The organism is Aeromonas sp. SER (assembly GCF_038739615.1).
Taxonomy (GTDB): domain Bacteria; phylum Pseudomonadota; class Gammaproteobacteria; order Enterobacterales; family Aeromonadaceae; genus Aeromonas; species Aeromonas jandaei.
In genome coordinates, this window is sequence record NZ_JBCGFC010000008.1 from 164421 (window position 1) to 182612 (window position 18192).

Sequence of the window (18192 nt, forward strand, 5' to 3'; positions counted from 1 at the left end):
AACCAACGGGGCCCGCTCGATGGAGCGGGCCCCGTTCATCAATCAGGGTTCGATGATGATGGGCGTGCCGGGCTTGACGGCCTCCCACACCTCATCCAGATCGTGGTTGAGCATGGCGATGCAGCCGTTGGTCCAGTTGGAGGGCTGTACCCTGCGGTTGCCAATGCTGTTGATCTGACCGTGGATCATGATCATGCCACCCGGGTTTACCCCCTTCTCGTTGGCCGCCTTGATGTCGTCCAGATTGGGGTAGTTGATGTGGATGGCCTTGTAATAGCCGGAGTTGGTCTTTTTGTAGTCGAGGATGTAGCGACCTTCCGGGGTGCGCTGATCCCCTTCCCGCTGCTTGTGACCCTTGGGCGCCGGGCCCAGCGCGATCCAGTAGCGTTTGACCTCTTTGCCATCCTTCATCAGGGTCAGGCTATAGGTGGACTTCTTGACCACCACCATGTCGGCAGACAGGGTGGCAAAACTCAATGCGGGCCACAGCCCCAGTAAACACAGTAATACGGCTCTCATTCCATCCCTCGACAAGCCTCTGATACGGGCTTTGGTGTTGCCAAATCATCTGAATAATCTTCGCCTGCTGGCGAGCGAGCGCCATGATATTGGATCGCCATCAATACTCAATATGCGCGATAAAACATATCTTGGCACCGGTTTCGCCTGATCCCCGCACACGTCATTCAAACTTCAATAATTAATATTCAAAACAATAAGATAGCGTCAAACATCAGTTCTGGCGTATGACCTGATGATCGGCGATGATTACTTTTCAATCCATCGACAGGATCATGCCATGCGCTCTTCATGCCGCTTCGTCCACCTGCTGTTGTCACCCCTGCTGCTCTGGCTGCCCGCATCCTACGCAGCGGATGCGCTCTGGTTGCGCGATCCCGCCCTCTCCCCCGATGGCAAGCAGCTTGCCTTCACCTGGCAGGGACGGATCTTCATCACCAGCGCACAAGGGGGGCCGGCCAGCGCCCTTACCGGCAGCAGCTACCTGAGCCAGCGCCCCATCTGGTCGCCGGATGGCAAGCTGATCGCCTTTGCCGCCAACCTCTATGGCAACGAGGATGTGTTCGTGGTGCCCGCCAGCGGCGGCAAGATGGTGCGGCTCACCCGCGACTCGCGCAACGACCTGCCGCAGGCATTCAGCCCCGATGGCAAACAACTGCTGCTGAGCAGCCAGCGGCTGACCGACCCCAATGCCGATCACTTCGTGGCCGAAGGGGTGCAGGTCAGCGCCCTCTACTGGGCGCCGGTAACAGGAGGCAAGCTGCAGGCCGATCTGCCGCTGCCGGCGATCCTCGCCCGCCCGCACGGGCAGCAGCTCGCCTACCAGATGCCGTCGATGGAGCAACCCTTTCGCAAGCACCAGCACTCGTTTGCCGTCTCCCGCCTCTGGCTGTTCGATGGCAAGCAGCACCGCCAGCTGACCGAGGATCGAGTGGCGGCCACCGACCCGGTCTGGAGCGACAAGGGGGATACCCTCTTTTACCTGAGCGAGCGCAGCGGTGACTTCAACGTCTGGCGCCGCGATCTGGCCAGCGGCAAGGAGCAGCAGCTGACCCACTACAAGGGCAATCCGGTGCGGGGGCTGAGCGCCTCGCGCAGCGGCGATCTGGTCTGGTCGTGGCTCGGGGAGCTCTACCGCCTCGATGCCGGCAGCACCGAGCCGCGCAAGCTCGCCATCACGCCGCAGGTGGTGAGCGAGCCGGATGAACAGAGCCAGTCCAACAATCAGGCTGACGAGATCCTGGTCAGCGAGGAGGGCAAGGAGCTGATCCTGGTGAGCGAGGGGAGCCTGTTCGCCGTCGATCCCGAGCGGGAGCGGGTACGCCAGCTCACCGACTCCCCCAGCGAGCAGTCCAACCCCCTCTTTGCCGAGAAGGAAAGCTCGCTTATCTACCTCTCCGAGCAGGATGGGCCGACCGCCCTCTATCGCCTGCGCAAAGCGGATCCGGAGCGTCTCTTCAGCGATCCGGGCCCCTTGCAGGAGAGCCTGCTGCTGGCCATTCCCGGCAAGGGGATCAGCCGTCCGGTGCTCTCTCCCGATGGCAAGCTGCTCGCCTTCGTGGTCGATGGTCAGGCCATCCATCTGCTCGATCTGGCGAGCAACAAAGAGCGCGAGCTGGTTCCCGCCAGCTTCAACCCCTCGCGCCACGAGGTGATGCTCGCCTTTGCTCCCGACTCCCGCCATCTGGCGCTCACCTTCCGCCCCGACTCGGCCCAGCAGGAGATCGCCGTGCTCGATACGGCCGATGCCAAAGCCAAGCCGGTTAACGTCAGCCTCAACGGCTATCAGGACGGGGCACCGGCCTGGAGTCAGGATGGCGGCATCCTCTACTGGCAATCGACCCGTTACGGAGTGCTGGATGCCGATGGTGAACCCCTTGGCAGCAACCTGCTCGGCATCTACAGCAGCCGGGCGGCCAAGGCGGACTTTCTGGCCGAAGTGGCACCGCCCAAGGAGGGGTATGGCTTCGAGACCGCTCGCCTCTCCCATCGGGAGGCGCTGCAACTCTTCCCCAGCGGCACGCTGCTCGCCAGCCGGGTCATTCACGACCAGCTCGTCTATCTGGTGGAAGAGGGGGGCCCCAACAACGAGAGCGAGATCAAGGGTTACTCGCTCGACCTGCGCAAGGGGGAGACCCGCCAGCTGTTTGGCGATCAGCCGGGGCCGGCCATAGCTACCCTCAATCGGGAGGCGACCCTGGCCACTCTGGTGCGGGACGGAGAGATCACCCGAATTAACCTCGACTCCGGCGAGGCGCTCAGCTCCGCTTTCGAGCTGGTGCAGAGCAGGGGCCAGCACGCCCGGATGGTGGCCGCCTTTGACCAGATCGCCCGCCTCACCCGGGACGAGTTCTATCGCGACGACATGAACGGAGTGGACTGGAACGGTTATGTCGCCACCTATCGCCGGCTGCTTGCCGGCATCAACAACGGCCGCGACTTCGGTGACCTGCTGGCGGAGCTGGCGGGCGAGCTGAACGTCTCCCACACCTGGGGCTATGGCCCCACCCGCTATCCCGACATGGCGGATGAGACCGCCAGTCTCGGGGGCTACTGGCAGGATGGAAAAGAGGGGGTAGTGCTGACCCATCTGCTGCCAGGCGGGCCACTGGATCAGGAGAGCGACATCGCCGCCGGTGCCCGTCTGCTTGCCATCAACGGCAATCCGGTCGCCACCCGGACAGAGCTCGATCGCGCCCTCAACCACAAGGCCGGGGCGCGGCTCGCCCTCACCTTCCAGCAGGTGGGGAGCAAAGAGCCGGACGAGGTGGAGGTGACCGCCATCGATCAGCAGCAGGAGTACCGGCTGCAGCTCGACAGCTGGATCGCCAAGCGGCGGGATCTGGTGGCCAAGCTGAGCAAGGGCCGGGTCGGCTACGTCTATCTGCCCGAGATGAACAGCGCCGTCTATGAGGAGCTGGTGTCGGAGGCGCTCGGCCGCTTGCGCAGCAGCGAGGCGCTCATCGTCGACGTGCGCTTCAACAAGGGGGGCTATCTGGCCAATACCCTGGTTGGCTTCCTCACCGGCAGCAGCAGCGCGCACGGCATGGCCATCTCGGATCCCAAGGCGGGACAAGGGGCCAGCGATGCAGCGACCCGTCAATGGACCAAACCCTCGGTGGTGCTGGTCAACGCCGGCAGCTACTCGGAGGGCTCCGCCTTCCCCGAATACTACCGCGCACTCAAGATTGGCCCCATCGTCGGCGAGCCGGTGCCCGGCACCGGCACCATGGTCTATGGCCATACTTCCCGCCTCGTGCCCGGCCTCTCCTACGGCATTCCGACTCTGGGTCTGCGCAAACCGGACGGCACCTTCTACGAGAATCAGGAGCTGATCCCGGACGTGCAGATGCCCCTCACCCCCGCCGACATGCTAGCCGGGCGGGATCCGCAACTGGAAGCCGCGGTACAAGCCGCCCTCAAGCAGCTGCCCGCCAACGCCAAATAACGGCGCCCATCGAGCTCACCGAAAGCGAAACAGCTCGCGATGCAGATGCCCGCCCGGTAACAACCGGGTCAGGGCATCTGCCATCCCCTCCGGCCCGCAAAACCATACCTGCTCGGGTGCATCCTGCGCGATGCGGGCCAGATCCAGCCGCCCGGCCGCCTTGTCCAGATGCAGTTGATAGCGCACACCAGTACGATGACAGAGCTCGGCCAACCGCTGGTGGTAAACGGCCCCCGCGAGATCCGGCGCGCACTGGATCAGGGTGATCCCCTCGCCCCGCTCGCCACGGGCAGCCAGCCCCTCCAGCCAGGCCACAAACGGCGTGATACCGATCCCGGCCCCCAGCCAGAGGGCTCGTCCTCTCCCTTGCGGGGCGACAAAAGCACCATAGGGGCCAGTCACCACCACCTCATCCCCGACGCGCGCCTCTGCCACCAGCTGACGGGTATGATCCCCGAGCGCCCGTACCGCGATCACCAGCTGGCGCCGATCCGCCGACACCCGCACCAGAGTAAAGGGGTGCGGCCCCTCCTTGGCGTCAAATTCGAAAAAGGCAAACTGACCCGGGCGGTAATGGGCGAGCGGCCGCTCCAGCTGCATGGTCAGCTCGCAGGTCTGATCCGCCAGCGTCCGCACCGCAACGACCCGGCCGGGATGGCGCTTGCGCGCCCCCACTTGCCCCAGCAGGGAGTAGAGGGCCCCGATAGCGCCGATCCCGCCGATCAACCAGATCGCTACCCCAACCGGCGTCATGGCTCCCACCTGAGGCAGCAGGCAGAGCCCGTGGCCCCAACCCGCCAGATAGATGAGCGGCGCCAGTCGGTGGATCAGCCGAAAACGGCCATAACTCACCAGCGCCAGCAAGCTCACCACCACCAGCGCGATCAGCAGATAGAAACTCCACTCCCCCAGGGTATTGCCAAGGGCATGGAGCGAGATGCCATTGCCGGCGCCAGCTCCGGCAGCACTGGCCCCACGCCGGGCGGGACGGCTCAGCCAACCCGCCGAGACCGCCCACTTGGGCGCCTCCACCAGCAGCCAGTGAGCGGTCAGTGCCAATGCGCCGCCGATGGCCGTCTGGCGGTGCAATCGCAACATCCGGTCCAGACCGCCACACCACACCTCCAGCCGCGGCAGGCGCAACGCCAGCAACAGCGAAATGGCCATATAGGCCATCCCCAGCAGGCCCGTCAGCAGCAACATCTCATGGCGCCAGGGCCACACCCCGTTGGCGTCCCCTGCATAACCCAGCCACCAGACTCCGACCGCCAGCAGCGGCAACAGCCACCACACCCGTTTACTCGTCATAACATGCTCCCTGGTTCCATCGTGGCAGGGCCTCACCCCTGCTCATGGTTCCATTACAACCCCGTCCGGTCACAAGACTTTGCCAGAGGGGGAAGCTTGTGTGGCAATGTGTGACAAACGGCAACAGCAGAGGGGCCTGCCGGACCCTCTGGTCACCCTTGCTGACTGGCCCTCTCTTCATGGGGAATAGCGCAAAATCCACCTCTGCCGCGATTGACGACCCGCCTGCAAAAGGAATCAAATGGGGACGACATATATCTGCGGCGGAAAACCTGCCGCCCACTCCCCCGGACGAGGAGCCTCCCCTTGCTTTCATCCACCGAACAACGCTTCTGCTCAAGCTGTCAGCGCGAGACCAACCATGTCGTGGTGCTGGTCGACAAAGCCTTTGGTCAGCAGCTGACACCGGAGCAAAAGCGCAAAGCCTTTATCAAGGACTTCATTACCGGCTGGGCCGCCGGCCCCTTTCTGGCCAACATGGATCGCTTTGAACGCCATATCATCTGTGAAAATTGTGGAAATAAAGTCATTGATGAATGAAGAATAAGGAGCAAAACGACTGGTTTTTTGAGAGGGCGGCGACATCAGGATGACAAACCGGCCCGGAAAAATGCTCAGGATACTCCGCCCGCTTCGCAGCCCGTGACCGGTGATGAAAAGTGAGGGGCCGACTGGCCCCTCATGCTCACGGCGATTTCGGGGCTGCTTGCTTGCCCACCAGCCGGTGCAGCAGCTTGTTGTATTTTGCCCAGGAGTGGATCAGCAGGAAGATACCGAACAACAGGGCCAGAAACAGTTGCCCCACCTCGATGGCATCCAGCGAACCGATAAAGCTCTCATCCTCCTCCGTCTCCAGATAGTTGAGCCAGGGTTGCAGCGCCAGAAACAACCAGCCCCCCCAGGTCACCAGCAGGATCAGCAGATCCCGCAGCCGGTACTTCCAGCTGCGCCGGGCGCCGTTGCTGATGATCATCTCGTTCGCCAGCTTATGTTTTGTCACGGAACGACTCTCCCCTATCAGGACTCTCCCACACCGCCAGCTGGCCACGACGACGCAGGATCGCCTTGGGCACCGCCACCACCACGGTCACCAGATTGAGCAACCAGTAGATAAGCGGATACCAGACACACCAGATAAAGCTGCGGGCCATGCGCTTGTCGTAATGGTTGTCGATAAGGATGCTGACCCCGAACTGCACCAGACAAATCGCGGTCATCATCACCCCGCTCCACTGGAACAGGTGGCCCACCGCCAGCCCGCTCACATCAGGCTCAATCAGCCAGATCAGCGCCAGCAGCAACATGCTGTAGCACCAGGCAACACTGGAGAGATACTCCAGCAGCAGCAGCCAGAAGCGGCGGTTGCGCCAGCGCATCGCCTGCAACCCGTAGCGCAGAAACACCTCGGCGCCACCCTGCGCCCAGCGCAGCCGCTGCTTGTAGAGACCGCGCACCGTCTCCGGCATCAGCACCCAGCAGAGCGCCTGCGGCTGATAGTGGATGAGCCAGCCGGCCAGCTGCAGCTTCCAGCTGATGTCGATGTCCTCGGTCACCATGTCATTGCTCCAACCGCCGACCGCCTCGACCGCCTGCTTGCGAAAGGCCACCACCACCCCGGAGACGGTGAAGACAGTGCCGTAGATCCGCTGGGCCCGCTTGATGAGGCCGATGATGGAGCTGAACTCGCCGGTCTGGATCTTGCCGATGATGGTGGAGCGGGTGCGTACCCGCGGATTGCCGGTGACCGCCCCGACCCTCGGGCTCTCGATGAAGTGCTTCACCATCCAGCGCACCGCGTCATAGTCCAGCACCGCATCCCCGTCGATGCCGACCAGGATCTCCCCGCTGGCCACGGCCAGCCCGTTGTTGAGCGCCATCGCCTTGCCCTGATTGTGCTGGTGGAGCACGGTCAGGCGCGGATCCTGCTGCGCCAGCCGATCCAGCCGCGCACCTGTGTCATCCTTGCTGCCGTCGTTGATGGCCAGCACCTCGAAATCGGGATAGCGCTGGCGCAACAGGTGGCCGATGGTCTCCTCGACATTGGCCCCCTCGTTGTAGCAAGGCACCATCAAGGTCACTTTGGGGTAATAGGGGAGCTCCAGCCCCCGCCTGGCCAGCGCGATATCCCGCCGCTCCCACTGGAAGTAGTAATAGAGACCGCCACAAACCCACACCATGGCCATCAGACTGGGATAGGCCAGGGTAAAGATGGCGATCCCTTCCAGAAGCGCCGTCACCGCATCGCCTCCCCGTGGGTGGCCGCAGCGCCGCTGACAGCAACCGGCGTCGCCGGCAGCTGGGCCGGCTGAGGCTGGGTCTGCACCGAGAAGACCGGTTTGAGCACCGCCGGATCCGGCTGGTTGTTGTGAAAATCGTCCGGGTAGTAGCCAAAGTTGGTCACCCCCTTGCGCTGGATGATCTGCATCCAGCGCGCCAGCTCGGCATCGGGGATGGGCTGGTCGGTACGCCAGTTGCGGCTCTGCAGCTCGAACACCAGCCGATTGGCCGGCACCTGTGCCAGTGAATCTTCCGCCAGCCTGGCCAGCCACTCATCGGGGTTTTCTGCCTGCTCCATATAGGGCATCGCCATCACGGCGGTGTAGTCATAGGCCTTGGCAAACGCCGCCATGCTCTGGGCAAACCACTGCTGGGATTGCGGCTCGGTCACCAGCGCCGCATAGATGTTGCGGGCAGTTTTGAGGCCGTCGGATCCCCCCTGACGGTAACGGGCAGCAGCATCGCGCAGCGCCATGGTGAAATCGATCAGCAGATCGGTCTTCTGCTCCCCCTGCGCCTGCAGTGCATCCGGGGTGCGAGCCAGCGGCATCGGCCCCTCGTAATCGCTGAGGAAGGCATCGTCATGGAACAGCAGGCCATCGAACTTGGTGTAAAAACCGAGATCCTCGTAGATATCCAAAAGGATTTGACGGCTGGCAGGATCCCAGGGCGAGAGGCGCAGATACTGCCCCTTGGCCGGAGTGCCGGTACGGCTGTCGGTGACATAGGCATGGTTCGGCCCCATGTCGTAGGCCATCACCGGCATCCAGGCGAACACCTTGACCCCGGCCCGGGTCTTAAGCTGCCACGCGACCCGATTGAAGAGATCTGCTTTGACCGGCATATGACGGTTGGGGAAGTAGAGCGCCTCCGCTACCCCGTCGCCGTTGTCATCGGCATAGGCCTGCAGATAGACGGTGGTGATGCCGTAACCCTTGATCCGGTCCAGCAGCATGTCGATGTTCTTGTTCATCTGCTGCGGATCCTTGTCATAGACATAGTCCAGATCCACGTGCACCAACCGCTCCACCTGCCGCTCCCAGGTATTGCCCCCCATGATCTCGTCCAGAGTTTCGAGGCTGGTGTCCTCCTCCAGCAGATAGCGGCGCACCGTGCTGCCCGAGTCACTCAGCTTGTTGAGCCCTTCCGCCAGGGTGAAGGTGTAGGGCATCCCCGCCGCACGGGCGAGATCCAGCGCAGTCTGATTGAAGGCGCCGTAGGGCCAGACCAGGATCCGTGGTGCCCGACCGGTCTGCTCCCTGAGCTGACTGGCCGATGCGTCGAAGTCGGCTTTTATCCGGGCCCGATAGTCGGCCATGCTCTCGTAGCCATTCTGGCTCCAGCCTGCGGTGGTAACCGCCGGTTGCACGTTGCCCTGCGGGTTGGCGAGCAGCCCGTAGTGGGAGGTAAAAGTGTGGGAGGCCAGCTCCACCAGTCCGGAGTCCTGCATCTCGCGGATCTGCGGCCAGCCGACGAAGTAGCTGCGCGGCAGTTTGTCATTGCCGTACGGGACCATCTTGTCATCGGCCACATCCAGCCAGCTGCCCACCAGCGCAAAGACCGCCGGATAGTTGTAGAGCTTGAGCAGCGGATAGACCAGCCGGTAGAAGCTCTCGTAGCCATCATCGAAGCTGAGCAGGATCGCCTTCTCCGGCAGCGGTGCCTTACCCGCTTTGGCATCCAGGATCTGCTGGAAGCTGACCGGGTGATAGCCCTGCTGCTTGATCCAGTTGAAGTGGCGGATCAGGGTGTCGCGCCGGATGGTCTGGGGATAGAGCTTGAGGTTGGGGGTCAATTTCAGATCGACGATATCGTGGTAGCAGAGCACCACGTAGTCATCGGGTTGCCGGGCCGCCTGCGTCAGCGAAGGCAGCAGTGCAAGCAGCAAAACGAAAGGAGCAAGCCAGCGTTTCATCACATGAAACTCCATTGCAGATTGGCGAAGATGAAATTTCCGAACTCGGGGTTGCCGTCATAGATGGCCTGACGGCGGCCCAGGCCATAGCCCAGGCTGAGAGCAGGAGAGAGGATCCAGTCATGGCGATAGCTGAGCTGCCACCCCTGATCGCTGCCATAGCCCTGCTGCCAGTAGTGATTGCCACTCATGGTCAGGCTCTGCAGCAAAGAGCGACGCCCGTCCAGCGGCAGTCGATAGCGCCCCGCCAGCTCCAGCTCCAGATTGCGATCCTGCAGGGGGTTGAAGTAGTCGACCTCCACCGCCTCGTTGCGTGAGGTGGCGCCGCGCAAGGTGGTATCAAACCACCAGCGATCCCGGCGCCAGAGATCCTGACGCAGCCAGCCGGAGGCCGTCAGCCGCCGGTTGCCATCGCTGATATCCATCCGCTCCAGCCGCAGTGCCCCCTCGCGGGTCTCATCCTGACGCCAGCCCAGATCGAGCTGGTATTGATCGGCGTAGTTGCCGCGCGCCAATGCCCGCAGCGGGGTGTCGGCACTGTTGAGGTTGATGGCCGAGCCCAGCGTCCAGTGATCATCCAGCCGCCAGTCGAGGCGACTCCACAGATAGCCTTTGTGGTTGAGCTCACTGCCCGCCCCCCCCTCCAGCGTCAGCTGCAGCGGGTAGAAAGAAAGCTCGGCCCCCAGCCCGGTATAGGCGGCGCGTTCGGGCTGCTGGTCGAACTCGCCAAAGCTGCCCTGACGACGGACAAACAGCCGATCACCGCCATCGCTGCGAGCGCTGTAGAGGCGGCTGTCGTAGCTCCAGTCACGGCTGGCCTGCACCGAGCCCCCTTCGTTGCGGCCATGGGTCAGGTCGGTGACAAATTTCGGGGCCTGCTCCAGAGCCAGCCGCTGCTGCAACTCCTGACGATCCCGGGTCAGGTTGCCAAGGGTGCGCACGGCCTGCGGCGTGCCCTGCCAGTCCCCCTTGTCGAGCTGGGCATTGAGGCGACCCGGCTCGGCCAGCACGGTGCGACCTGCTGGCAGCCAGCGCACGGCCTGCCGATATGCCTGCTCGGCCCCGTCGGGATGGCCCCGCCAGCGGCGAATATCCCCCAGTTGCAGCCAGAGCCAGGGATTGGCTGGTGCGGTTTGCAGCCACGCTTCCAACTGAGCCTCTGCGGCGCCCGCCTGACCACGCCAGGCCTGCAGCAAGGTTTTCAGCTGCAATACCTTCTCGTAGTCGTCGTTGGCCATCCGCATGTTGCCGGTGAAATCCCAGCGAGTCGGTGGCTCCTGCCAACCGGCCAGCAGACCCTGTGCCGCACCATAGCGCTCGCCATCCGAATAGGCATAGAAGCGCTTCTCCAGCAGGCGCTTGTCTTTGGCCCGTGCCGGCGTCGCCAGTTGCTGGTAAATCACGGAAGCCTCATCCACCCGTCCCAGCCCGGCCAGCGCATCGGCGCGTGCCTCCAGCACATAGTCAGGTAATGGTCCTTCGGCCTGCAGCGTAGCGGACTCCCGTTCGGCCCGAGCAAAATCGCCAAGGGCCACCAGGGTCACCACTACATCGCGACGGGCACTGATATAGAGCACATGATCGTGGGGGGCGCGGGCCAGGATCCGCTCTTGCAGCGCCAGCGTGCGGGTAAGGGAGCGGCGGGCCAGCGCCGGATCCTCGGTCTGAGCCGAGATCCGCAGCAGATTGACCGCCTGGTAGTAGTCGAGCCAGAGCCGGTCGACCGGTTTGAACAGCTTGGGGTAACGGCCCATCAGATCCGCAGCGGCAGGCCCCGCTCCCAGGCTCACGGCTACCCGATAGAGTGCCAGCACCTGTTCGTGGTTATCCGGCTCCAGCTCCAGCCACTGCTGGCGGGCCAACAGCTCGCCCATGGGATCCTCACCCTGACGGGCGGCATAGATGCGGGCTTCGAGGATCGCCTGATCGCGGCCAAAGTTGGCCTCATATTTACCCGCAGCGTGGCGGGCCAGCTCGCGGTTGCCCTGATCACTGGCGGTGAGAAACAGCCCGCGCCAGCCATTGCGGTTGGCGGGATCGCGTCTCTGCAGGATGCGGTAATAGCTGATCGCCTCGGAGTAGCGCTTCTCGTCGCGGGCGGCACGGGCCACCCCTTCCAGCGTACTGTTGCTGATGGGGCTGATCTCGCACGGCTCACAGGCGGCCAGTGCCCCCTTGCGATCACCCCGCCACAACTGCACGGCAATCAGGTCATCGAGCACCTTGCCATCACCACTTTGTCGATAGAGAGCATCCAGCCCGTGCGCTGCCGCATCCAGCTCTCCCGCCCGGGCCTTGATCACCCAGGCTTCACGCACTCTGTCCACCTCACTGGCACACACCAGCAGGGGCAGCAGCGCCAACATCAAAAAGATGCGATTCATTCGCAACATACCACCCATAACAAACGCTGGTCGTATCGTCCCTGCACGGCCATGCGGATATACACACCCGTCCGCTCCTGCCTGACGAGCAAGAGGGCTTCCTGACTTGTGTGCTGATTTCGAGGGTGAAAGGCGGGCAGTGGGCCAGCACCTTTCCTATGTGCGGCCCAGCCATCTCCGGGCGGAGATCTGAGGCTTTCCGAACCCGATTCACATCGGGGGTGGCAAGGAGGGCGATTCTGCGACTGTGGACAATTTAGTCAACACAAGCAGATGGGAATGGTTCTCAAGCGGGTGAATAGAACAATCTTTATGCACAAAGATAACTACAGAAAACACTATTAACAAAATAAACAAAAACCCGAGGCGATAAGGTTCCATGAGCTTATGGCCTGCTCCGCACAGGCCTATTCATATGAATACATATTTAATCTGAAATCCGCATACCAAAAGCATTATGCGACAGTCTGTGTCGTCAACATTTCTGAAGCTGTACCAGCCATAGCCGCGAACATACATCAGAACCACGCCAAGAGTGCCCCCAGCTCAAGAACCGGGAGCATTCCAGCTTACGCAACAGAAGCTCGTGCGCTGTGGCTCAGGATCCACGCCTCGAAATCGGCCAGCATGCGGGTTTCCGACTCGCTGTTGTCGGCGATAAGCTCGGCGCCGTGTACCACCCGGATATGGGCGTCGAGCGGGCTTCCCTCACCCGCCGCGGGGCGCTGCTGCGCGGCGACCATGCAGGCTTGCGCCAGTTGCCACGCCTCAGCGGCGCTCAGGTTGCACGCCTCGGCCAGCGGCACGGCACTGAAGCCTTCACCGGTCAGGCTGCGCAATGTCTCATCGTGAGTCATGCCGTTGCCCGGCCCCCAGTAGTGGGCAGCCAGATCCGGCCCGATGCGCGGGTTGTCGGTGAGGTAGCCATCACGCTTGAGGAAGTAAGCGCGGGTCTGCTCCACCGCCATCAGCGCCAGCAGGTAGCCGTGATAGGCGCAAGCCGACTCCTGATTAAGAAGGTGCGGAATGGCCAGCAACGGGCGCGGGCTCTCGACCCCTAGGATCTTGCGCTCCCACTTGCGGGCCAGTGCCAGCACAACCTCGGGAGTGCGCTCGCTCTCATCCATGGCGTAGAGATCCCGCTCGAAGTAGGCCACCAGCGCGATCTGGCGTTCGTTAAAAGCGCGAAACGGCTGACGCGCTTCGATCATCTCCTTGATAAGCGCATCGGGGATCGCCTCTCCTGCCGCGTTTCTGGCGTAGCGTTTGAGCCAGTCGGCATCGTCCAGCAGGCTGTCGCAGAACATCGACTGGGTCTCGGCATAAGCCATGGAGGTGGGCGGGAACTCCTGAGAGAAGCAGGGGGCGTTGCCGGTGACATTGGCAAAGTGCGCAGCGTGGCCACCCTCGTGGAACAGGGTATTGAGGCCGTTCCAGCCGCTGCCCACCTGCGCTGGATCGGCCAGGCTGGTGAAGTTGACCACCGCAGGTATCCACTCACCCTGCTGGAAGAAGCTCGGTACCGGGCCGTGGCAGAAGCCGTTCTCGTATTTCCCCTCCCGGGTCAGCAAGTCCAGGGTGAGGGTCGCACCGCGATACTGGATGCCGAGCCTGCGGAAACTCTCGACCCAGTCCCGCAGCGCCCTCGAGAAGGGCACATAGGGGTCGAGCTGGCGGGTCACGTCGCCACTGACGAAGTAACGCAGGTTGTGGGACAACAGGGCCGCCTCCCCTTTGGCCGCTGTCAGTTCGACCAGACTCTGCTGCAGCCGGGCGTCGGTACGGGCGATGAAGTCATCGAGGATGGCGAACAGCTGATCCGGGCTCATCTGTTCGTTCTTGCGCACCTTATAGGCGAAGTAGTCGCGATAGCCCATGGCGCGGGCAAAGCGGTTGCGCAGCGCCACCACCTCGAGAAAGCCGTTGCCGACCACCCACTGCTCCAGGGTGTGGAACATGGCGATGGCGCTTTGTCGCACCGCCTCGTTCGAGCTGGCGGCCAGCGAGGTGCTGGCGGCGGGCAGGCTGCCAACCACCTGCTGGCCCTGCTCATCCAGCAGGGTCAGTTTCAGCCCTTTGCGGCGGGCAAACAGATCCGCCTCGGCAGCCACCAGCTTATCCATCAGGGCGGCGGCAGCGGGATCCTCGATGACGTTGCACTCGAAAAAGGCGATCCAGCCCGCCAGACCCCGTTTTAACTCCTCATCTTCGGCAAGGGCGTGCATCTTGCGCAGTTCCGGCAACCGCTCCGGATTGGCGCAAAAGGCCTTGTAGGCCTGCTCGGCTGCGGTAAATCCGGCCTGATCGTCGCTGGTGCCCATATAGGTGGCCCAGAACAGATCCTCCTTGCGTCTGTGAACCTGCAGATAGTCGCGATTGAGCTGGTCAAAATACTCTCTGGCAATCGAACTCATAAATTCCCTCTTGTCGCAGGAGCGCTCCGGATGGCCCCTGTTCTGGTTGGTGAAATGCCAAGCTATTCACATTTTTCGGCAAATCGTGCGAAGAAACCCTTTTCAACATGCTACCCGAAAGCGGGCTGTAACCTCTGCTGACTATACTGATGTTAAAACGCTCATTTAAACAGGCTCGCCAAGCCTCTGAAAGTAAATGAATTGTTAAATGAGACATTCAGCAAGTAGAGATAGAGGCTACCGCTGTATCGAGCCACCATAACATCAACGGGATAACGAGGGGTTAGTCATGTTCAAGCTCGGTGATATCACCGTGAGCCGCAAATTGATCTTGCTGCTCACGGTTGCGTTTGTCGGTTTCGTGTCACTGCTGCTCATCTCCGCCAACGCACTCCAGCGCAATCTGATGAGTGAACGGGAAGCACGACTCAATGCCGTGCTGGGACAGGCCATGAGCCAGATCCAGTTTCTGGCCAGCACCCTGCCGGCAGAGCAGGCGCAGCAGGAGGCACGCAAGCTGCTGACCCACATGCGCTTTGATGGCAACAACTATTTGTTCGTCATCGACGAGAGCCGCAAGATGCTGGTACATCCCATCCGGCCCGAACTGGTCGGCCAGACCATGGGAGAGGGTTCGGGTGCCACCGCAGGGCAGTTCTGGTTCCAGATGGTCGACATCGCCCGTGGAGGCAAGCAGGGAACCCTGCAATACATCTGGACCGGCCCGTCTGGGGAAACCGCTGACAAGCTCTCCATGGTCTCTGGCTATCAACCCTGGGGCTGGATCCTCGGCACCGGTATGCTGCTGCAGGACATCCACCAGACCATCTGGGCCCAATACATGAAGATGGGCAGTGCCACCGCCATCGTCATTGTGCTGATGGGGCTGCTGGGCTGGCGCATCACCCACTCCATCGTCTCCCCGCTCAACCAGATCAACCACGCCATGCAGCGAGTCGCCAGGGGCGATCTGGTGGTCACTATTCCGGTGCAGGGCAAGGATGAGCTGGGCATGGTGGCCAGCTGCACCAACCAGAGTCTCGATGCCATCCGCCACGCGCTGCTGGAGGCAAGTCAGGGGGCCCGCAACGTGGCCGATGCCGCCCTGCGCATCGCCGCCTCCGCCGAGCAGACCAATCAGGCGGTCACCAACCAGCGGGATCAGCTGGCCCAACTCGCTACCGCCATGAACGAGATGAGTACCACCATCTCTGACGTAGCGGGTCATGCCGAGAACACTGCGCGCGATACCCAGGAGGCGACCGGTGAGGCCGGCCTCGGCAACCAGGATGTGCACGCCAGCGTGAACGGCATCAAGGCGCTCGCCAGCGAAGTGGAACAGGCGACCCAACAGGTCAATCAGCTCAAAGAGGGGGTCATGCAGATCGGCGAGGTGACGGCGGTCATCAGTGCCATCTCGGATCAGACCAACCTGCTGGCCCTCAACGCCGCCATCGAGGCAGCCCGAGCCGGCGAGCAGGGCCGTGGCTTTGCCGTGGTGGCCGACGAGGTGCGCCAACTGGCCAGCCGCACCCGCCAGTCCACCGAGGAGATCCAGAGCACCATTGCCCAGCTGCAACAACGGGCCGTCAGTGCAGCCAATGCTATGGATGCCAGCCGCAAGCTGGCGGAGAGCAGCGTCGATCAATCCCAGCAGGCGGGCCAGGATCTCACCCTGATCGTCAACCACATCCAGCATGTGAGCGACATGGCGACCCAGATCGCCACCGCCGCCGAGCAGCAGAGCATGGTGGCCGAGGACATGAACCGCAACGTCAGCGGCATCAACGACTCGGCGCTGGAGATGTCCCAGTCCGCCTCGCAACTGGCGCAGGAGAGTGAACTGCTGGCCGGTCTCTCCCGCAGCCTGGATGAGCGGCTTGCGGTGTTCAAACTGGGCAAGGAGCCCTCCACTGCGCCAATGATGGCTCCTGTGTCTCCCCCCTCCGGAGAGCAGCGCGCCCGTCATTGATGGCGTCAACCCGTGTCGCTTTGTCACCCGACCTGCCAGCCAAGCTGGCAGGTTTTTTTACGCCGCCAACACGCAATCGGCATGCACCTTATCGGCATATTCAACGGCATTCGACGCCATTCACAAATTAGAGAACAATTTAAAAACAGTCAGTTAGAATGATTTGTGCGTCGCTGAACGATGTATTTAAACATTTAACTTCAAATAATTAATCAATGCAGTGCACAATGGTGATGGCCGAACATTTGGCCCATCACTAACCATCTAGTCATTTGGCAAACTGACCGAAAGGTCGGGACGCAAAGCCTCCGGTCTACAGACGTTTTGTCCAGGATAGCGGGGTTGCCACACGCAAGTGTGCATCGGGGAACTCCCCGGCCAACTGACTGCCCACATCTATCGAACAGAGGAATGTATGGCAGCAAAAATCCAACTCAATCACATCGCAACGGTGCTGGCCCTGCTGGCCAGCGGCAGCGCCCTGGCTCACGGCTACATCAGCCAGCCCGAGAGCCGCAACTACCTGTGCAAAACCGGTGGCAACAGCCAGTGTGGCGGCGTGCAGTGGGAGCCCCAGAGCGTGGAGGGGCCATCAGGCTTCCCGCAGAGCGGCCCGCAGGATGGTCAAATCGCCTCGGCGGGCAGCCCGCGCTGGAGCGAGCTCAACATCCAGACCAGCGACCGCTGGACCAAGCGTGAAGTACAGCCCGGCCCCTTCGCCATAAGCTGGACCTTCACTGCCAACCACGTCACCCGTAACTGGCGCTACTACCTCACCAAGCAGGACTGGAACCCCAACCAGCCGCTCACCCGCGCCTCGTTCGACCTGACCCCCTTCTGCGTCATCGACGGCAATATGGTGCAGCCGCCCAAGCAGGTGACCCATAACTGCATCCTGCCGGAGCGCACCGGTTATCAGGTGATCCTCGGCGTGTGGGAAGTGGGCGACACCAGCAACAGCTTCTACAACGTCATCGACGCCAAATTCAAAGATGGCAGCCAGCCGCCGCTGGAGTGGAGTCAGGCAGGCACCATCTACCCCTCCATCGATCTCGCAGTGGGTGACAAGGCGATGACCCGGGTATTCGATGCCAACGGCGAGCGCCCCGAGCTGCAGACCGTACTGACCATCACCACCGCCGAACAGGGCCAGAAGAACAACTGGCCCCATGCCCTCGCCAGCAAGATCAACGCAGAGCAGAGCCAGATCCGCGCCGGTCAGCAAGGAGCCGATGGCCAGTTCAATCCGGTCTACGGTATGAACCCCGTCTATCTGCATCGAGACAGCAAACTGGATCGAGTCGAGATTGATCTGCAACAGCTGCAGCCGCCGGTAGTGGACAGCATCAGCGTCAGAGGTCTGGCCAGCGACTATGTGCTGGACAACGGCAAGGCAACCCTCGATTTCACCGTCACCGCACAGGGAGATCTGGCCGTCACCAACACCCTCTATGACCACGGCGGCGTCGCCAAGGGTGAAAGCAGTGCCGACATCAGGGACAGCAGCCACACCTTCACAATGGCGCTGGAAGGGCTCAAGGCAGGTCACCACCAGCTGGTGATCAAGGCCACCCCGAAAGCGGGTGGCGAGACCATCCAGCAGACCATGGACCTGATGTTCAAGGAGCAGAGCAGTGGCGAATACGACTTCGTCTTCCCGAACTCGCTCAAATCCTATGCCGCCGGCACCAAGGTGCAGCAGCCAAAAAATGGCAAGGTCTATCAGTGCAAGCCCTTCCCCTACAGCGGCTACTGCCAGCAGTGGACCACCACAGCCACCCAGTACGAGCCGGGCATCGGCTCCCACTGGCAGATGGCGTGGGATGAAGTGCACTAACCCACGCTTGGCCACATAAAAAAAGGGCGTCCTCTCTAGCAGGGGACGCCCGGAAAAATCAAACCTTGCGGTTTGCATACCAACGGAACCAAGACCTCACTCTTCACTTACTTCACAC

The 18192-nt window shown here is 62.2% G+C and carries 11 protein-coding genes and 1 riboswitch; of the genes, 4 read left to right on the forward strand and 7 right to left on the reverse strand.

The features are described 5' to 3' along the window. Positions 1-42 precede the first annotated feature (42 nt). Positions 43-519 (reverse strand): L,D-transpeptidase family protein, encoded by a 477-nt coding sequence (locus AAHA41_RS13785; protein WP_033114013.1) that lies wholly within the window; start codon positions 517-519, stop codon positions 43-45. 280 nt (positions 520-799) lie between these two features. Between AAHA41_RS13785 and AAHA41_RS13790 the strand changes: the two genes are divergently transcribed. Continuing rightward, positions 800-3967, forward strand: coding sequence for a S41 family peptidase (locus AAHA41_RS13790; RefSeq protein WP_323070138.1), 3168 nt, complete (start codon positions 800-802; stop codon positions 3965-3967). Between the two features lie 15 nt (positions 3968-3982). On the opposite strand, the gene AAHA41_RS13795 is transcribed toward AAHA41_RS13790, so the two are convergent. After that, a complete protein-coding gene (locus AAHA41_RS13795; RefSeq protein ID WP_323070139.1) occupies positions 3983-5275 on the reverse strand; it encodes a ferric reductase-like transmembrane domain-containing protein in 1293 nt (430 codons plus the stop codon). Between the two features lie 306 nt (positions 5276-5581). Here AAHA41_RS13795 and AAHA41_RS13800 point away from each other — a divergent pair, with 306 nt between their 5' ends. Next, complete coding sequence (locus AAHA41_RS13800; RefSeq protein ID WP_323070141.1) at positions 5582-5815, forward strand: hypothetical protein; 234 nt, start codon at positions 5582-5584, stop codon at positions 5813-5815. A gap of 145 nt (positions 5816-5960) precedes the next feature. Here the strand turns inward: AAHA41_RS13800 and AAHA41_RS13805 are convergent, their stop codons facing one another. The 5 genes from AAHA41_RS13805 to AAHA41_RS13825 all read right to left on the reverse strand — a co-directional run bounded on the left by AAHA41_RS13805 (position 5961) and on the right by AAHA41_RS13825 (position 14265). Beyond that, a complete protein-coding gene (locus AAHA41_RS13805; protein WP_323070143.1) occupies positions 5961-6275 on the reverse strand; it encodes a hypothetical protein in 315 nt (104 codons plus the stop codon). Beyond that, positions 6262-7512: a poly-beta-1,6-N-acetyl-D-glucosamine synthase gene (pgaC, locus tag AAHA41_RS13810; protein WP_323070144.1), complete on the reverse strand. Its 1251-nt coding sequence runs from the start codon at positions 7510-7512 to the stop codon at positions 6262-6264. Before pgaC ends, AAHA41_RS13805 begins: the two co-directional genes overlap by 14 nt. Next, positions 7509-9467: a poly-beta-1,6-N-acetyl-D-glucosamine N-deacetylase PgaB gene (pgaB, locus tag AAHA41_RS13815; protein ID WP_323070145.1), complete on the reverse strand. Its 1959-nt coding sequence runs from the start codon at positions 9465-9467 to the stop codon at positions 7509-7511. Before pgaB ends, pgaC begins: the two co-directional genes overlap by 4 nt. Continuing rightward, the gene (gene pgaA, locus AAHA41_RS13820) at positions 9467-11851 is read right to left on the reverse strand and encodes a poly-beta-1,6 N-acetyl-D-glucosamine export porin PgaA (RefSeq protein WP_323070146.1); all 2385 of its coding nucleotides are present in this window, start codon (positions 11849-11851) and stop codon (positions 9467-9469) included. The genes pgaB and pgaA overlap by 1 nt, the downstream gene beginning before the upstream one ends. A gap of 569 nt (positions 11852-12420) precedes the next feature. Then, positions 12421-14265, reverse strand: coding sequence for a M3 family metallopeptidase (locus AAHA41_RS13825; protein WP_323070147.1), 1845 nt, complete (start codon positions 14263-14265; stop codon positions 12421-12423). 289 nt (positions 14266-14554) lie between these two features. Here AAHA41_RS13825 and AAHA41_RS13830 point away from each other — a divergent pair, with 289 nt between their 5' ends. Then, positions 14555-16237, forward strand: coding sequence for a methyl-accepting chemotaxis protein (locus AAHA41_RS13830; protein WP_323070148.1), 1683 nt, complete (start codon positions 14555-14557; stop codon positions 16235-16237). A 264-nt stretch (positions 16238-16501) separates the two neighbouring features. Continuing rightward, positions 16502-16587: riboswitch (cyclic di-GMP riboswitch) on the forward strand. 65 nt (positions 16588-16652) lie between these two features. Next, positions 16653-18074 carry an N-acetylglucosamine-binding protein GbpA gene (gene gbpA, locus AAHA41_RS13835; RefSeq protein WP_323070150.1) on the forward strand — a complete coding sequence of 474 codons (1422 nt, stop codon included), beginning with the start codon at positions 16653-16655 and terminating at the stop codon, positions 18072-18074. The last annotated feature ends 118 nt before the right edge of the window (positions 18075-18192 follow it).

Coding starts and splice junctions, on each gene's coding strand:
- AAHA41_RS13790 (WP_323070138.1), top strand. CDS start 800: ATGCGCTCTTCATGCCGCTTCGTCCACCTGCTGTTGTCACCCCTGCTG.
- AAHA41_RS13830 (WP_323070148.1), top strand. CDS start 14,555: ATGTTCAAGCTCGGTGATATCACCGTGAGCCGCAAATTGATCTTGCTG.
- gbpA (WP_323070150.1), top strand. CDS start 16,653: ATGGCAGCAAAAATCCAACTCAATCACATCGCAACGGTGCTGGCCCTG.
- AAHA41_RS13825 (WP_323070147.1), bottom strand. CDS start 14,265: ATGAGTTCGATTGCCAGAGAGTATTTTGACCAGCTCAATCGCGACTAT.
- AAHA41_RS13785 (WP_033114013.1), bottom strand. CDS start 519: ATGAGAGCCGTATTACTGTGTTTACTGGGGCTGTGGCCCGCATTGAGT.
- AAHA41_RS13795 (WP_323070139.1), bottom strand. CDS start 5,275: ATGACGAGTAAACGGGTGTGGTGGCTGTTGCCGCTGCTGGCGGTCGGA.
- pgaB (WP_323070145.1), bottom strand. CDS start 9,467: ATGAAACGCTGGCTTGCTCCTTTCGTTTTGCTGCTTGCACTGCTGCCT.
- pgaA (WP_323070146.1), bottom strand. CDS start 11,851: ATGAATCGCATCTTTTTGATGTTGGCGCTGCTGCCCCTGCTGGTGTGT.